This window comes from Frankiales bacterium (assembly GCA_016125335.1).
Taxonomy (GTDB): Bacteria; Actinomycetota; Actinomycetes; order S36-B12; family CAIYMF01; genus Longivirga.
The window spans coordinates 60,970-77,165 of the sequence record WGLY01000002.1 but is presented as its reverse complement, the minus strand read 5'-3'; the positions used below and the strand labels follow the sequence as shown (position 1 = coordinate 77,165).

At 74.1% G+C, this 16,196-nt stretch carries 17 protein-coding genes; 15 read left to right on the top strand and 2 right to left on the bottom strand.

The annotated features are described in order from the left end of the window. The first annotated feature begins 57 nt into the window (after positions 1-57). From GC157_01280 to GC157_01215, 14 genes are all read left to right on the top strand, one after another. Entirely contained in the window at positions 58-270 is a 213-nt protein-coding gene (locus tag GC157_01280) for a ubiquitin-like protein Pup (GenBank protein MBI1376109.1), read from the top strand. Next, positions 267-1,121 carry a proteasome subunit beta gene (prcB, locus tag GC157_01275; GenBank protein ID MBI1376108.1) on the top strand — a complete coding sequence of 285 codons (855 nt, stop codon included), beginning with the start codon at positions 267-269 and terminating at the stop codon, positions 1,119-1,121. Before GC157_01280 ends, prcB begins: the two co-directional genes overlap by 4 nt. Then, positions 1,118-1,882, top strand: a complete 765-nt coding sequence (gene prcA / locus GC157_01270) for a proteasome subunit alpha (GenBank protein MBI1376107.1) — start codon at positions 1,118-1,120, stop codon at positions 1,880-1,882. Before prcB ends, prcA begins: the two co-directional genes overlap by 4 nt. A gap of 71 nt (positions 1,883-1,953) precedes the next feature. Further along, the gene (gene pafA / locus GC157_01265) at positions 1,954-3,324 is read left to right on the top strand and encodes a Pup--protein ligase (GenBank protein MBI1376106.1); all 1,371 of its coding nucleotides are present in this window, start codon (positions 1,954-1,956) and stop codon (positions 3,322-3,324) included. A gap of 98 nt (positions 3,325-3,422) precedes the next feature. Further along, positions 3,423-4,430 carry a peptidylprolyl isomerase gene (locus GC157_01260; GenBank protein ID MBI1376105.1) on the top strand — a complete coding sequence of 336 codons (1,008 nt, stop codon included), beginning with the start codon at positions 3,423-3,425 and terminating at the stop codon, positions 4,428-4,430. Between the two features lie 89 nt (positions 4,431-4,519). After that, positions 4,520-4,882, top strand: a complete 363-nt coding sequence (locus GC157_01255) for an FKBP-type peptidyl-prolyl cis-trans isomerase (GenBank protein ID MBI1376104.1) — start codon at positions 4,520-4,522, stop codon at positions 4,880-4,882. Between the two features lie 52 nt (positions 4,883-4,934). After that, the gene (locus GC157_01250; GenBank protein MBI1376103.1) at positions 4,935-5,915 is read left to right on the top strand and encodes a WYL domain-containing protein; all 981 of its coding nucleotides are present in this window, start codon (positions 4,935-4,937) and stop codon (positions 5,913-5,915) included. Continuing rightward, a complete protein-coding gene (locus GC157_01245) occupies positions 5,912-6,883 on the top strand; it encodes a WYL domain-containing protein (protein MBI1376102.1) in 972 nt (323 codons plus the stop codon). Before GC157_01250 ends, GC157_01245 begins: the two co-directional genes overlap by 4 nt. A 227-nt stretch (positions 6,884-7,110) precedes the next feature. Next, entirely contained in the window at positions 7,111-7,455 is a 345-nt protein-coding gene (locus GC157_01240) for a hypothetical protein (GenBank protein ID MBI1376101.1), read from the top strand. Between the two features lie 189 nt (positions 7,456-7,644). Beyond that, positions 7,645-7,986: a Sec-independent protein translocase subunit TatA gene (gene tatA, locus GC157_01235; protein ID MBI1376100.1), complete on the top strand. Its 342-nt coding sequence runs from the start codon at positions 7,645-7,647 to the stop codon at positions 7,984-7,986. Positions 7,987-8,009: 23 nt separating this feature from the next. Continuing rightward, on the top strand, positions 8,010-8,921 hold the full coding sequence (tatC, locus tag GC157_01230; GenBank protein MBI1376099.1) for a twin-arginine translocase subunit TatC: 912 nt from the start codon (positions 8,010-8,012) through the stop codon (positions 8,919-8,921). A gap of 99 nt (positions 8,922-9,020) precedes the next feature. After that, the gene (locus GC157_01225; GenBank protein ID MBI1376098.1) at positions 9,021-9,923 is read left to right on the top strand and encodes a diacylglycerol kinase; all 903 of its coding nucleotides are present in this window, start codon (positions 9,021-9,023) and stop codon (positions 9,921-9,923) included. Positions 9,924-9,958: 35 nt separating this feature from the next. Then, on the top strand, positions 9,959-12,730 hold the full coding sequence (locus GC157_01220) for a DEAD/DEAH box helicase (protein ID MBI1376097.1): 2,772 nt from the start codon (positions 9,959-9,961) through the stop codon (positions 12,728-12,730). A gap of 65 nt (positions 12,731-12,795) precedes the next feature. Beyond that, complete coding sequence (locus GC157_01215) at positions 12,796-13,455, top strand: hypothetical protein (GenBank protein MBI1376096.1); 660 nt, start codon at positions 12,796-12,798, stop codon at positions 13,453-13,455. A 171-nt stretch (positions 13,456-13,626) separates the two neighbouring features. Here GC157_01215 and GC157_01210 read toward each other — a convergent pair whose 3' ends face one another. Next, the gene (locus GC157_01210; GenBank protein ID MBI1376095.1) at positions 13,627-14,490 is read right to left on the bottom strand and encodes a hypothetical protein; all 864 of its coding nucleotides are present in this window, start codon (positions 14,488-14,490) and stop codon (positions 13,627-13,629) included. Between the two features lie 240 nt (positions 14,491-14,730). Then, positions 14,731-15,663, bottom strand: a complete 933-nt coding sequence (locus GC157_01205) for a flap endonuclease (protein MBI1376094.1) — start codon at positions 15,661-15,663, stop codon at positions 14,731-14,733. Positions 15,664-15,774: 111 nt separating this feature from the next. On the opposite strand from GC157_01205, the gene GC157_01200 reads away from it, so the two are divergent. Further along, entirely contained in the window at positions 15,775-16,194 is a 420-nt protein-coding gene (locus GC157_01200) for a hypothetical protein (GenBank protein MBI1376093.1), read from the top strand. The last annotated feature ends 2 nt before the right edge of the window (positions 16,195-16,196 follow it).

The following is a 16,196-nucleotide window of genomic DNA, read 5'->3' as shown; positions in this document are numbered from 1 at the left end:
TGGGTAGGGTCGTGACGACGCCGGCAGCCGGCCGGGTCGGGAGCTTCGGAGGCCGACATGCCCACGCGTGACAGCGGCGAGCAGCAGCACCGGTCCCGTACGGAGGGGACCGAGGAGGTCGAGGAGTCGGCGGCACCGTCGTCCGACCTCTCCGCACGCAAGGAGGCGCTCGACGCCGACATCGACGCGATCCTCGACGACATCGACGAGGCGCTCGAGACCAACGCGGAGGAGTTCGTCCGCGGGTTCGTCCAGAAGGGTGGCCAGTGACCGACCACCGTCCGGCGGGGGCGTCCCTGCCGCCTGCGTTCCTCCGCGCGGGGACGTCGTCGTTCGCCGAGTTCCTGGCCGGCCACGACCCGAGCCTGCTCCCCGGCGGCCGCACGCTGCCCCCGGGCGCGACCGTCGAGGCCGTGCACGGCACCACGATCGTCGCGCTGACCTACCCCGGTGGCGTGGTGATGGCCGGCGACCGGCGCGCCACGATGGGCAACGTCATCGCCCAGCGCGACATCGAGAAGGTCTTCCCCGCCGACGAGTGGAGCTGCGTGGGCATCGCCGGCACCGCCGGGCTCGCCGTCGAGATGGTCAAGCTCTTCCAGGTCGAGCTCGAGCACTACGAGAAGATCGAGGGCGCGCAGCTGTCCGTGGACGGCAAGGCCAACCGGCTCGCCACCCTCATCCGGGGCAACCTGGCCATGGCGATGCAGGGACTCGCCGTGGTGCCGCTCTTCGCCGGCTACGACGCCGACAGCGCGGGCGGGCGCATCTTCAGCTTCGACGTGACGGGCGGTCGGTACGAGGAGCACCGGCACCACGGCGTCGGCTCCGGCTCGCTGTTCGCGCGCGGCGCGCTCAAGAAGCTGTGGCGCGACGACCTCAGCCGCGAGGAGGCCGTCCGGGTCGCGATCGAGAGCCTCTACGACGCGGCCGACGACGACTCCGCCACCGGAGGCCCGGACCTCGCCCGCGGCATCCTGCCCGTGGTGGCCGTCGTCGACGCCGGCGGCTACCGACGGGTGCCGGAGGGTGAGCTCGACCCGATCGCGCGCGCCGTGGTGGCGGCCCGAACCGTGCGGCCCGACGGCCCGGTCGCACCGATCACGGGGGAGCGCTCGTGAGCATCCCGTTCTACGTCTCGCCCGAGCAGGTCATCCGCGACAAGGCGGACTACGCGCGCAAGGGCATCTCGCGCGGGCGCAGCGTGATCGTGCTCCAGTACGCGGGCGGCCTGCTGTTCGTCGCCGAGAACCGCTCTCGGGCGCTGCACAAGATCTCCGAGATCTACGACCGCATCGCCTTCGCGGCGGTCGGCAAGTACAACGAGTTCGAGAACCTCCGGGTGGCCGGGGTGCGCCTGGCCGACCTGCGCGGCTACTCCTACGACCGGCGCGACGTCACCGGCCGCAGCCTGGCCAACGCCTACGCGCAGACGCTCGGCACGATCTTCACCGAGACGCAGAAGCCGTACGAGGTCGAGATCGTCGTGGCCGAGGTCGGCGACACCCCGCACGACGACCAGCTCTACCGGCTCACCTTCGACGGCTCCGTCGGCGACGAGCACGGCTTCGTGGCCATGGGCGGCTCGGCCGACACCATCACCGCGGCCCTGCGGGAGCGCTGGAGCGAGGGCATGGCCTTCGAGGACGCGCTGCGCCTGGCCGTGGAGCTGCTCGGCGTGGCCGACCCGGCTGCGGCCCCCAACGGGGGCGGGCCCGGCACGGACGCCGGGCCCCGGGTGCTCACGCCGGGGCAGCTCGAGGTGGCGGTGCTCGACCGCGACCGGCCCCGCCGCAAGTTCCGGCGCATCCCCGGCCAGGCCCTCGCCGAGATCCTCCAGGTGGACGACGACAGCGACGACGGCGGCGGCGACCTCGCTTGAGCCGCACGCCGGCGCCCCACGCGGCGGCGCGCCGGTGGGCGGGCGCCCCGGCCCGTGCCTAGGGTGAGGACGTGGACCGCAGGATCTTCGGGATCGAGACGGAGTACGGCGTCACCTGCACGTTCCGCGGGCAGCGCCGGCTCTCGCCGGACGAGGTGGCCCGCTACCTCTTCCGCCGGGTGGTGTCCTGGGGCCGCTCCAGCAACGTGTTCCTGCGCAACGGCGCCCGGCTCTACCTCGACGTCGGCAGCCACCCGGAGTACGCCACGCCCGAGTGCGACCGCATCCCGGACCTCGTCACGCACGACAAGGCGGGCGAGCGGATCCTCGAGGGCCTGCTGGTGGACGCCGAGAGGCGCCTCCAGGAGGAGGGCATCGCGGGGGACGTCTACCTGTTCAAGAACAACACGGACTCGGCCGGCAACTCCTACGGCTGCCACGAGAACTACCTCGTCGGCCGGCACGGCGAGTTCTCCCGGCTCGCCGACACCCTCATCCCGTTCCTGGTGTCGCGCCAGATCGTCGCGGGCGCCGGCAAGGTGCTCCAGACGCCCCGCGGGGCGGTCTACTGCGTGAGCCAGCGGGCCGAGCACATCTGGGAGGGCGTCTCGAGCGCCACCACCCGCTCGCGCCCGATCATCAACACCCGCGACGAGCCGCACGCCGACGCCGAGCGCTACCGCCGGCTGCACGTCATCGTGGGCGACAGCAACATGAGCGAGACCACCACCATGCTGAAGGTGGGCGCCACGGACCTCGTGCTGCGGATGCTCGAGCACGGCACGGTGCTGCGCGACATGACCCTGGAGAACCCGATCCGGGCCATCCGCGAGATCAGCCACGACCCCACCGGCCGCAAGACGGTGAAGCTGGCCAACGGCCGCGAGCTCTCCGCGCTCCAGATCCAGACCGAGTTCCTCGAGCGCGCGCAGGACTTCGCGCAGCGGCGGGGCCTGCTCGACGACCCGGCCGGCGTCCCGGCCCGGGTGCTCGACCTGTGGGGCCGCACGGTCCGCGCCGTCGACACCGGCGACCTGTCGCTCGTCGAGCGCGAGATCGACTGGGTGATCAAGCTGCGCCTGCTCGAGCGCTACATGGCCAAGCACGACCTCGAGCTGTCGAGCCCGCGGATCGCCCAGCTCGACCTCGCCTACCACGACATCACCCGCTCGCGCGGGCTGTACTACCTGCTCGAGCAGCGCGGCGCCGTGGCCAGGGTCGCGACCGACCTCGGCGTGTTCGAGGCCAAGTCCGTCCCGCCGCAGAGCACCCGCGCCAAGCTGCGCGGCGACTTCATCCGCCGCGCCCAGGAGCGCCGGCGGGACTTCACAGTGGACTGGGTCCACCTCAAGCTCAACGACCAGGCCCAGCGCACCGTGCTGTGCAAGGACCCCTTCCGCGCCGTGGACGACCGGGTCGACAAGCTCATCGCCAGCATGTGAGTGCGGCTCCCGGCCGGGCGCCAGGCCGCTCCCAGCGGGCTGCCAGGCGGGTGCGCTGTGTCAGGGACACCGCCCGCGGCGGGTTAGGGTCGTCCCTCGTGACCCCCCGACGTGCCCGATCCCTCGTGCCCGCGGCCGCCGCGCTGGCCGCCGTCCTCGCCCTGGCCGCCTGCGGCTCGTCGACGACGTCGGACACGACGCCCTCGGCCTCCTCCAGCAGCGGCGGCAGCGCCGCCGCGGGGGAGTGCGCCGGCACCCCCACCAGCCCGGACTACACCGTCGGCACCGCGGGGGTGACGGTGACCGGCGACCTGGGTGCCAAGCCCCAGGTCACCGTGGGCAGCGCCGCCGCCGGCGTCACCGCGCTCACCGTCTGCGACCTCGTGGTCGGCACCGGCGACGCCGTGGCGGCGGGCTCGACGATCACCGCCCAGTACGTCGGGATCGGCGCCCAGTCCCAGAAGCAGTTCGACTCCTCGTGGGACCGCGGCCAGCCGGCGAAGTTCTCGCTGAGCCAGGTCATCCCGGGCTGGACCAACGGCATCCCCGGCATGAAGATCGGCGGCCGCCGCCTGCTCGTGATCCCCGGCGCGCAGGCCTACGGGGCCAACCCGCCGTCGGCCGACATCGGCGCGAACGAGGCGCTGGTGTTCGTCGTCGACGCCGTGCCCGCAGTCGTCCCGACCGTGGGCCCGCACGTGGAGGGCACCGCCGGGGTCACCGTGACCGGCGACGCGGGCAAGGAGCCGGCGGTGTCGGTCTCGGCCGAGACCGCGGCGGTCAAGGACCTCACCGTGCACGACATCACCGTCGGCACCGGCGCCGAGGCCAAGCCCGGTGACACGGTCACCGTGCAGTACGTCGGCGTCGCCGGCCAGACCGGCAAGGTGTTCGACTCGAGCTGGAAGAACGGCTCCCCGGTGCAGTTCGACCTGTCCCAGATCATCACCGGCATCGCCGACGGCGTGCCCGGGATGAAGGTCGGGGGACGCCGGCTCATCGTGATGCCGGGCGACCTCGGCTTCGGGGCCAAGCCGCCGACCGGGTTCGACATCAAGGCCGGCGAGCCGCTCGTGTTCGTGATCGATCTCGTGTCGGTGCCCTGACCGGGGCCCTGGCACGGCAGCATCTACCCCGACGTCCCCACCGCGCCCGCCGGCCCGTCCGGCGTCCGCCCCGCCCCCTGGAGGCACCGATGAGCGAGAAGCCCGAGATCGACTTCCCGGGCGGCCCCGCGCCCACCGAGCTCGAGATCGCCGACCTCGTCGTCGGCGAGGGTGCCGAGGCGGTCGCCGGCGCCACCGTGCTGGTGCACTACGTCGGGGTCGAGTTCGACAGCGGCGAGCAGTTCGACGCCAGCTGGGACCGCGGCGAGCCGATCGAGTTCCCGCTGCGCGGGCTGATCCAGGGCTGGCAGGACGGCATCCCCGGCATGCGCGTGGGCGGACGCCGCCAGCTGACCATCCCGCCGGAGCAGGCCTACGGCCCCGCCGGCGGCGGCCACCGGCTCTCCGGCAAGACCCTCGTGTTCGTGATCGACCTGCTCGGGGTGCGCTGACCGGGCCGGTCCCCGGGCACGAGGCACGACGGCGCGACCAGCGGGAGGACCCGTGAGCCAGAAGGACCGCACGGAGCGGCTGCTCAACCTGCTCTTCGCGCTCATGGCGTCCGCCCGGCCGGTGCCCAAGCACGTGCTCCGGGAGGCGATCGACGCCTACCGCGAGAGCCCGTCCGACGAGGCGTTCGAGCGCATGTTCGAGCGCGACAAGGACGAGCTGCGCAGCATGGGCGTCCCGGTCGAGACCGTCGAGGGCTCCGACGGCGTCGGGGGCATCGAGGGCTACCGGGTGGCCGCGGACGACTACGCCCTGCCCGCGGTGGACTTCACCGCGGACGAGCTGGCGGTGCTCGGCCTGGCCGCGCGGGTGTGGGAGCAGGCCAGCCTCGGGCCCGCGGCGCAGCGGGCGCTGCGCAAGCTCGAGACGGCCGGCGCCGGCGCCGTGGTGGACGGCCCGGTAGGCATCGAGACCCGCATCGGCACCGCGGAGCCGGCGTTCCCGGTGCTCCTGGAGGCGCTGCGCACCCGGCGTCGGGTCCGGTTCGCTTACCGCAAGCCGGAGGACGCCGAGCCCGCCCCGCGCGAGGTCGAGCCCTACGGCGTGGCCTCCCGGCGCGGGCACTGGTACCTCATCGGCCGCGACACCGGCCGCGGCGCCGAGCGCGTGTTCCGCCTCTCGCGGGTCGTCGGCACGGCCTCGCTCGTCGGCCCGGCCGGCGCCTACGAGATCCCCGAGGGCGTGGACCTCGCCGGGTCGATCGCGGCCTCGCCCGCCGGGCGCGTGGGTGCGCTCACCGCCCGCCTGCGGGTGGCGCCGGGCCGCGGCAACGGCCTGCGGCGCCGGGCGATCTCGGTCGACCCCGCGGAGGGCACCGACGTCGTGGTGCTCACCTACAGCGACGACGAGGCCCTGGCCTCCGAGCTCGTGGGGCTCGGAGCGGCGGTCACCGTGCTGGAGCCGCCGACCCTGCGCGCCGCGGTCGTGCGCCGCCTGCGGGTGGCCGCGGGCCTGACGGCAGGGGGTGCGGCATGAGCGTGCGCACGGCGCCGGACACCGCCGCCACGCGGCTCTCGCGGCTGCTCGCGCTGGTGCCCTGGCTCTCCGCCCACGAGGGCGTCACGATCGACGAGGCCGCGGCCCACTTCGGGGTCACCGCCGACCAGCTGCAGGCCGACCTGTGGCTGCTCATCTGCACCGGGCGGCCCGGTCACATGCACGGCGACCTCGTCGACATCCAGTTCTGGGAGGAGGACGGCCGCATCACGGTCGTCGACCCGCAGACCCTCGACCGGCCGCTGCGGCTGTCCGCCGACGAGGCGGCGTCGCTGCTGGTGGCGCTGCGCGTGCTGGCCCAGGTGCCCGGGCCCCACGACCGCGCCTCGCTGGCCTCGGCCACCGCGAAGCTGGAGGCGGCCGCGGGGGAGGCCCTGCGCGCCGCCGACGGGCTGGCCGTCTCGGTGGACACCTCGCGCGACCCGCACGTGCTCGAGGCCGTCTCGCAGGCCCTGGCCGAGGGGCGCCGCATGCACCTGCGCTACGTCGGGGCCACCGACGAGGCCACCGAGCGCGACGTCGACCCGATGCGCGTGCTCACCCTCGACGGGCGCACCTACCTCGAGGCGTGGTGCCGGCGCGCCGAGGCGGTGCGCACCTTCCGGCTGGACCGGATCGAGGAGGTCGCGGTGCTCGACCTGCCCGCCGAGGTGCCCGGGGACGCCGTCCCGCGCGACCTCGGCGCCGGGGCGCTGCGCCCGGAGGGCCCGCTGGTGACCCTGCGCCTGGCGCCGCAGGTGGCCTGGATCGCCGAGGAGAACCCGGTGGAGCGGGTCACCGAGCACCCGGACGGCAGCCTCGAGGTGGCGCTGCCCGTCGGCGACGAGCGCTGGCTGGTGCGGCTGCTGCTCCGGATGGGTGACGCCGTCACCGTGCTCGACCGGCCCGACCTGGTCGAACGCGTCCGCGACGAGGCGCTCGCGGCCCTCGCCGCCTACGACGCCTGAGCCCGCGCGGGCCCTCCGCCCGCCGCCGCCGGTCCGGCGACGGTCCCGCGGCGGCTCCTCCGTCCGTCCCCCGCGACGTGGCCCGGGTGCCCGGGCCGGGGTCGTCCGTGCGGGTCCGTGACCGTTCCGTGGCCATTTACCTCGGTCCCGGGGGCTCAAGAACCCCCGGGGGTCGTGCCGAGACTCCCTGCGTCGGTCCGAGAGGGACATGCAGGGAGGAGGGCCCGATGGCCACCATCAAGGCGACCTGTCCGATGTGCGGTGACGTCGACCTCACCCCGCGCCAGGTCCGCGTCCGCGTCATCGAGGCGATCAGCGAGTGCGACTCGCGCAGCAGCTACGTGTTCGGCTGCCCGCAGTGCCGCACCGACGTCGAGAAGCCGGCCGACGACGAGGTCGTGCGCCTGCTCACCTCGGCCGGGGTCCGCGTGGAGCGCGTGGCGGTGCCCGCCGAGGCCCGCGAGCCCCACGACGGCGGCCCCATCGGCTACGACGACCTGCTCGACCTGGTGCTCTTCCTCGAGACGCACGACGCGATCGCCGAGGAGGTCGGCCTCACCCTCGGCCGCTGACGGGCGCCCGAGGGGGCTCGTCGTCCCCGCAGCGAGGTCGCCCCGCGTGCGGGGGAGCGGTGACGAACCGGTGACGAACGCCGCGGGAGTTCGGCACGCCCCTCGGCCCGGGCGGCCAGCGCGGGTTATCGTGGACCACCACGTCCGGGGACGTACCGGGCGAAACGCGCAGTCAGTGAGGACCGCCCGATGTCATTCCTGAGAGAGCCAGGCGTCTGGATCGTCATCCTCGTGGTGATCCTGCTCTTCGGGGCCAAGCGCCTTCCCGACGTCGCCCGCGGCGTCGGTCGCTCCCTGCGCATCTTCAAGGCCGAGACGGAGGGCCTGCGCTCGGACTCCTCCAGCGAGACCCCCGCGCCCCCGGCCGTGACGGCCGCCCCGGCCCAGCCCGCCCCGCAGGCCCAGCCGGCGCCGCAGCAGGCGGCGCCCGCGGCGGCGGAGGGCCCCCGCTACCTCGTCGACCCGGTCACGGGTCAGCAGGTCCTCGCCCAGCCGGTGACGCCGCCGGCTGACGGCGCCCCGCGCGCCTAGCAGCGGCCGCAGGACGACCCCCCGTGGTCACCGAGGACGTGGGCGCCCGGCGCCGACGGCGGGGCCGGCGCCCGTCCAACCCCGAGGGGGCGATGACCCTCTGGGAGCACCTGCGCGAGTTCCAGGTGCGGCTCTTCCGCTCCGTGCTGGCGATCCTCGCGGGCTCGGCCGTGGCCTGGTTCTTCTACGACCAGATCCTCGCGTTCATCCAGGCCCCGTTCACGCGCGTCGTCGAGCAGGCCCGGGCCGAGGGCAAGACCGTCGAGCTCGTGCTCAGCACCGTCACCGACGCGTTCACCCTCCAGCTGCAGGTCGTCGTCGTCTCGGGCCTGATCATCTCGCTGCCCTTCTGGCTCTACCAGCTGTGGCGCTTCCTGGCCCCGGGCCTCAAGGGCAACGAGCGCAAGTGGGCCTACATCTTCGTGGGCGCGGCCACCCCGCTGTTCCTGTTCGGCGCGGCCATCGCCTACTGGGCGATGCCCAACCTGCTCACGCTGCTGCTCGGGTTCACGCCGCAGAACATCGCGAACCTGATCCACGTCAACGAGTACCTGGCGTTCATGATCCAGGTGCTGCTCTTCTTCGGCATCGGGGCGATCATCCCGCTGATCTTCGTGATGCTGAACTTCGCGGGCGTGCTGTCCGGGGCCCGGCTGCTGCGGCACTGGCGCTGGCTGGTCATCGGCGTGCTCACGTTCGCCGCCGTGGCCACCCCCACGCCGGACCCGTTCACGATGCTGGCCGTGGCCCTGCCGTTCATGGGGATCGTCGCGGTGGCCGTGTCGATCATGCTCGTCAACGACCGGCGCCGGGCCCGCCGGGCGCTGCGCGAGGGCTTCGGACCGCTCTCCGACGACGAGGCCTCCGCCCTGCCCGAGCGCATCGTCGACCCCGCCGACGAACGGCCCAGCCGGCTCGACGACGACATCACCTGAGCGGCGCCCGGCCCCACGTGAGCCGGCGCGGCACTAGAGTCCGGCGCCGTGACCACACCCGAGCCCGCCGGGCCCGCTGCCGGGCGCGGCCGGGTCGTCCTGCTGCTCAACCCCACGTCGGGCAAGGGGCGCGCCTCCGCCGCCGCGCCGCTCGCCGTGGCCCGCCTGCAGGACCGCGGCCACGAGGTGGTCGTCGTGGTCGGCCACGACGCGGACGACGCCGCGCGCCGCCTGCGCGCCGCGCTGCAGGCCGCTCCCACCGCGGCCGTGGTGGCCTGCGGCGGGGACGGCACGGTGCACCTGTGCCTGCAGGCGGTGGCCGGCACGGACGTCCCGCTCGGCCTGCTCCCGACCGGCACCGGGAACGACAGCGCCACCCTGCTCGGCGTGCCGCACGACCCGGTGGCGGCGGCCGACGTGGTGGCCGACGCGCTGGCCTCCGGGAAGGCGCGCACGGTGGACGCCGGCCACGTCACCTCCGCCGACGGCGTGGAGCGCTACTACCTCGCGGTGCTCTCCAGCGGCTTCGACTCCATGGTCAACGAGCGCGCCAACCGCATGACCTGGCCGAGCGGGAGGGCGCGCTACCTGCGGGCGATCCTCGCGGAGCTGCGCAGCTTCCGGGCCGTGCCCTACACGATGGTGGTCGACGAGGGCCTGCCCACCGAGGTGCGGGTCGACAAGCGCGGGATGCTCGTGGCGGTGGGCAACGGGACCTCCTACGGCGGCGGCATGAAGGTGTGCCCCGGGGCGCTGCTCGACGACGGCCTGCTCTCGCTGATCTTCCTCGACGAGGTGTCCACCCCGACGTTCCTGCGCGTGTTCCCGCGGGTCTTCGCCGGCACCCACGTGGACATCCCCGAGGTGCACGAGCACGCGGCCACCACCGTGCGGCTCGACGCGCCGGGCCAGGTGGCCTACGCGGACGGCGAGCGCGTGGGTCCGCTGCCCGTCGAGGTCCGCGTCGTCCCCGGCGCCGTCCGCCTGCTCGTCCCCGCCTGAGCGACGGTCGCCCGTCGGGGACATAGCCTGTCGGAGTGGAATCGCCGGCCGACCAGTACGCCGCCGCGGTCCGCCGCTCGAGGGCGGCGCACCCGGCGCTCGAGGAGTTCCGCGGGCTCAACCCCTTCCCGCTCGACGGGTTCCAGGTGAGCGCGTGCGAGGCCCTCGAGGACGGTGCCGGGGTGCTGGTGGCCGCGCCCACGGGGGCCGGCAAGACCGTCGTGGGGGAGTTCGCCGTCCACCTCGCGCTGCGCGAGGGGCGCAAGTGCTTCTACACCGCGCCCATCAAGGCGCTGTCGAACCAGAAGTACCACGACCTGGTCGACCGGTACGGGCCCGAGCGGGTGGGGCTGCTCACGGGCGACAACACGGTCAACGGCGAGGCGCCGGTGGTGGTGATGACCACCGAGGTGCTGCGCAACATGCTCTACGCCGGGTCGCGCACGCTGGAGGGCCTCTCCTACGTCGTGATGGACGAGGTGCACTACCTCGCCGACCGGTTCCGCGGCGCCGTGTGGGAGGAGGTGATCATCCACCTCCCCGAGCACGTCGCCGTCGTGGCGCTCTCGGCCACGGTGAGCAACGCCGAGGAGTTCGGCGAGTGGCTCGCCACCGTGCGCGGCGACACCCGGGTGGTGGTGGAGGAGCACCGACCGGTCCCGCTCTGGCAGCACGTGATGGCCGGCGACCGGCTGTTCGACCTGTTCGTCGACGACGAGCAGCACCGGGTCAACCCCGAGCTGGTGCGGCTGGCCCGCGAGGACGACCGCATCGCCAAGATGTCGCGCGACGCGCGACGCGACGGCGACCGCAGCCCCGGCCCACGGCCCGGGCGCGGGGGGCGGCGCCCGCGCAACGTGCACGTGCCGCTGCGCTACGAGATGGTCGAGCGGCTCAACCGCGACCGCCTGCTGCCCGCCATCACCTTCATCTTCAGCCGGATCGGCTGCGACGCCGCGGTGGAGCAGTGCCTGGCGGCCGGCCTGCGGCTGACCTCGAACGAGGAGCGGCTGCTCATCCGCGGGATCGTGGAGCAGCGGTGCGCCGACCTCCCGCAGGACGACCTGGTGGTCCTCGGCTACCTCGACTGGCTCGACGGCCTCGAGCGCGGCTTCGCCGCGCACCACGCCGGGATGCTGCCCACCTTCAAGGAGACCGTGGAGGAGCTGTTCCAGCAGGGGCTGGTCAAGATGGTGTTCGCCACCGAGACCCTGGCGCTGGGCATCAACATGCCGGCCAAGACCGTGGTGCTCGAGAAGCTGGTGAAGTGGAACGGCGAGACCCACGCCGACGTCACGCCCGCCGAGTACACCCAGCTGACCGGCCGGGCCGGACGACGCGGCATCGACATCGAGGGCAACGCCGTCGTGGTGTGGCACCAGGGGTTCGACCCGTCGGCCCTCGCCGGGCTCGCCTCCACCCGCACCTATCCGCTGCGGTCGTCGTTCCACCCCTCGTACAACATGGCGGTCAACCTCGTCGGCTCGGTGGGCCACCACGCCGCGCGCGAGCTGCTGGAGACCTCGTTCGCGCAGTTCCAGGCCGACCGCGCCGTGGTGGGCCTGGTCACGCAGGTGCGCAAGCACGAGGAGGCGCTCGAGGGCTACCGCGAGGCCATGACCTGCCACCTGGGCGACTTCGCGGAGTACGCCGAGCTGCGCCGCCGCCTCACCGAGCGCGAGAAGGAGCTCGCCCGCGACGGGGCGGTGCGCCGGCGGGCCGCGGCGGCGCGCTCGCTCGAGGCGCTCAAGCCCGGCGACGTCATCGTGGTGCCGGCCGGGCGGCGCAGCGGGCTGGCCGTGGTGCTCGACCCCGGCCTGCACGAGCGGGACGAGCCCCGGCCCTCCGTGCTCACCATGGACCGCCAGGTGCGCCGGCTGTCGGTGGTCGACTTCCCGACACCGGTGGAGCCGGTGCAGACCCTGCGCATCCCGGCGCGGTTCAACCCGCGCTCGGCCAACAGCCGGCGCGACCTGGCCCAGCGCCTGAAGGAGGCGATGGGCGAGGTGCAGGTGGACCGGCCGCGCAAGCAGCGCAGCGGGACGGGCGACGACCCGCAGGTGCTCGAGCTGCGCCGGCTCATCCGGCAGCACCCCTGCCACGGCTGCGACGACCGCGAGCAGCACGCCCGGTGGGCCGAGCGGCACGCCCGCCTCTCGCGCGAGACCCGGGGCCTGGAGCGGCGCGTGGAGAGCCGCACGAACTCCATCGCGCGCCAGTTCGACCGGGTGTGCGCGATCCTCACCCGGCTCGGCTACCTCACGACCGACGACGACGCCGGCAGCGTCACCGACGCCGGTCGCATGCTCCAGCGGCTCTACAACGACATGGACCTCGTGGCCGCCGAGTGCCTGCGCCGCGGGCTGTGGGTCGGACTCGACCCGGCCGAGCTGGCGGCGGCGGCGTCCGTGCTGGTGTTCGAGGCGCGCCAGTCCGACGACGCCGTGCCGCCGCGCCTGCCCACCGGGAGGGTCCGCGACGTGCTCGCGGAGACCGTCACCCTGTGGGGCGAGCTGTCCTCGCTCGAGGCCGAGGAGCGCGTGTCGTTCCTGCGCGAGCCCGATCTCGGCTTCGCCTGGGCCGCCCACCGCTGGGCGTCGGGCAACCGGCTCGAGCCGGTGCTGCGCGACGCCGACCTCGCCGCCGGCGACTTCGTCCGCTGGTGCAAGATGCTCGCCGACCTGCTCGGGCAGGTGGCCGAGGCCGCAGCCTCGCTGGGCACCCCCGACGGCCTGGCGCTCTCGCGCACGGCCCGGGCCGCGGTGGACGCCGTCAAGCGCGGCGTCGTGGCCTTCTCGTCGGTGTGAGCGGGGAGCGCCGTGCGACCGGCCGCGGGCGCCGGGGTAGCGTCGCGGCGACCACGAGGAGCCCGATGACCCGCACACCCACCCGCACCGCCTCGCACCGGCGCCGCGCCGCGGCGCTGGCGGCGGTGTCCCTGTCGCTCGCGGCGTGCGGCGGTCCCTCCTCGACGTCCACGAACGGCCCCGCCTCCGCCGGCGTCTCGGCGGCCAGCACGGCCCCAGCGGGATCACCAACGGCGATCGGCCCGACGGTGCCCGGACCCACGTCGGCGTCGGCGTCGGCCGTCGGGTTCGCCGTGCTTCCCGAGTCCGTCCTCACGCCCGTGCCGCCGCTCACCTACGCCAGCGACCCCACCGCCGACGTCCAGATGGCCGCCCAGGGGGCCGCGCCCGCGGTGTCGCGGGTGTTCCTCGGGGGAGTGGCCCGCACGCTGGTCTACAAGGGCTCCGACGTCGGCGGGGTGCAGCTCTACCGCTTCGCGCCCACGGTGCCGCAGAGCGGCCGCGCGGCCTACGTGCCGCTCATGGTGCAGGGCTTCGCGCAGGTGGTGCCGGCCGCGTCCACCCTCGCCGGCCAGGACGTCGCGATAGCCGACCAGGTGCGCGGCACGACGACGGCGGCCATCGGGTGGTGGCACGGCGACGACGTCGTGATCGTGTGGGCCACGGGGATGCTGGCGGCGCAGCAGATCGCGACCGAGTACATCCAGCGCAGCGCGTCGGGCTGAGCCGGCGGCGCGGGCCGGCACCGGCCGCCTCAGCGGCGTCGGCCCTCGCGCCCGGCCCCCCCACGACCTGCGTCGCGAGTCAGGCTCTGCCGCCTCACGCGAGCAGCGCGGGTCGTCCGCCTGCCACCCCGGCCGTGCGGGTGGCAGGCGGACGCCGTCATCGCCCGGCCGTCAGCCGGCCACGGGGTTCGCGCACTGGCCGAGGGCCCGGTGCCCCACGGTGTTGGCCTCCCCGGGGAAGAAGCCGAACGACAGCGCCGGCCCGAGGCCGAAGCACGCCAGGTTGTGGCCGATGACGTTGCGCACGACGTAGACGGGCGGGACGGGGTCCTCCGGGTCGGTCGCGGTGATGCGGACCAGGGTCACGTTGCCGTCCACGTGGTTGAACAGCGCGCCGAACCAGTCGGCGGTGATGCCGACGGCGGTGAGGTTGCGCCCGATCGCGTTGTTCTTGACCGACCAGGGGATGTCGCCGCCGCCGCCGACCAGCGTGACGTTGCCGACCACCGTGACGCCGTTGAGCAGCACGGTGTTCGCCCGGACAGCGGTGATGTTGCCCTTCACCGTGATCTCGGAGGCCGAGCAGCCGAAGGGGTTCTCGACCTTGGGGTCGCACGGGTAGTCGTGGTCCGGGACGGTCGGATCGCTGTCGTCGGGGTCGAACATGGCGCCGCACTCGTGCCCGGTGTTGTGCGGGAAGTCCGGCTGGCAGCCCAGGCCCAGCAGAGCGCCGGCGCCGGCGATCACGTCGTGCCCGACGGTGATGGTCGACGGCACGGTCTGCGCGTCGAAGACCCCACCGGGCGCGACCTTGATGTTCCCGAGCACGGTGATGGTGGCGTACGGGTCGACGTCGCAGGCGCCGGTGACGGTGATGCTGGAGTAGGCGCCGGAGTGGATGTGCGTGAACGTGCCGGTGGAGAAGTCCCCGCCGGCGCACGTGAGGGCGGGTGGTGACGGGTGGGCGGCCACCGGCGCACTGGCGCCGATCAGGAGGGCCGCGACCGATGCGATGACGAGCAGGACTCGTTTCATGTCGCCTCCGACGGGAGGTACCACCGGCGGATCGGCGTGCCCGTCAGGCAGCGTCCGCTGCCACGCCGTGGCCAGGTGGTCCCGGCCGCCGGGTGCCCCGCATGCTCCTCCGCGGAGGCTGCGAGGCGCAGTCGATTGACGCAATCCCGACCGATGTCGGGCGACCTACCCGCCGGGCCGCTACGAGCCGGGCCGCCTCCTCGCGACGAGTCGTCCCCGGCGGGTGGTGGGCAGGGGAGGTCAGGCTGCAGCTGCGGCCAGGACGGCGGTGAGCCGGGCCACCGGCGTCCCCAGGTTCCACCGGTCGGCCAGCGCGGCCAGGGCGTCCGGGTCCGCGGGGGAGGCGGGGAGCCGATCGTCGAGGTCCGGCAGGGGCACGTCGGTGGCCACGCGCACCACGGTGGGCGCCACCGCGAGGTAGTCGCGCGCCGCGAGCACCTTGCCGAGCACGCTGGCCCGCGCCCCCGGGTCGCCCGCCTCGGCCGCGCGGACGACGCCGGCGAGCGACCCGTACTGCGTGATGAGGGCGGCCGCGGTCTTCTCGCCGATGCCGGGCACGCCGGGCAGCCCGTCGGAGGGGTCGCCGCGCAGCGCGGCGAAGTCGGCGTAGGCGGTGCCGGGGATGCCGTAGCGCTCGGCCACCACGGCCTCGGTGACGACGTCGGCCCGGCCCACGCCGCCCTTCGCGGTGTAGAGCACCCGCACGCTGCGGGCGTCGTCGACCACCTGGAACAGGTCGCGGTCGCCGGTGACGACGTCGGTCGGCACCGTCGCGCGGGCGGCCAGCGTGCCGATGACGTCGTCGGCCTCGTAGCCCGCGGCGCCCACGCGGGCGATCCCGAGCGCGGCGAGGACGTCGGCGATCACCGGCACCTGCGGCGCGAGCGTGTCCGGCACCTCCTCGGCGTTGGCCTCGGCGTCGGCAACGCGGTGGGTCTTGTACGACGGGATCGCCTCCACGCGGAACTGGGGACGCCAGTCGTCGTCCCAGCAGCAGACCACGCGGGTCGCGCCCTGGTCGACCACGAGGCGGCTGATGAAGTCGAGGAAGCCGCGGACCGCGTGCACGGGCGTGCCGTCGGGCGCGAGCACCGGGTCCTTCATGCCGTAGAACGCGCGGAAGTAGAGGGAGGCGGAGTCGATCAAAACGAGTTTTTCAGGTCGAGCGGTCATGGCGACACGCTAGGTCACCGGACGGCCCGGTGTAGCGAGGAACCCGTAGCCTTCTGCTGTGGCGCGGGCTGACTTCGACAAGCTATTGGACGGGCTGTCCCCGCCCGCACAGTGGAGCGGCGGGGTCGACGCCTGGAAGGCCCTCGTCACGTACTTCAGCACCGATGCGGCCGAACCTCCCGACCTTCACGAGAACATGCGGCGTATGGCGGACTCGCCGGACGCGATGAAGTTGTCGATCACGCTCGGCGCGCACATTGGGACAGCGTCAACCGTGCTGGTCTGGGAGCCGGGGGAGCCGTCGAGCACAGCCGCGCCGGGGCTGACGCTGTTCGACCGCTTCGCTGCCGACTGGAAGCCGGACCTTCCGGATCTCCACAGAGACGCGCAGGCCAGCCTTCTGCGGGCAGTCGAGCGGCTGGCCGACTCGTGCTCGGACGGGCATCAGTTGCTCGCCATTGCCGAGGCGTACCTTCGGCTTCCCGCGCCGACGGAGGACTTCCCGGAGGACTAGTCGCGGGAAACGACTAGCG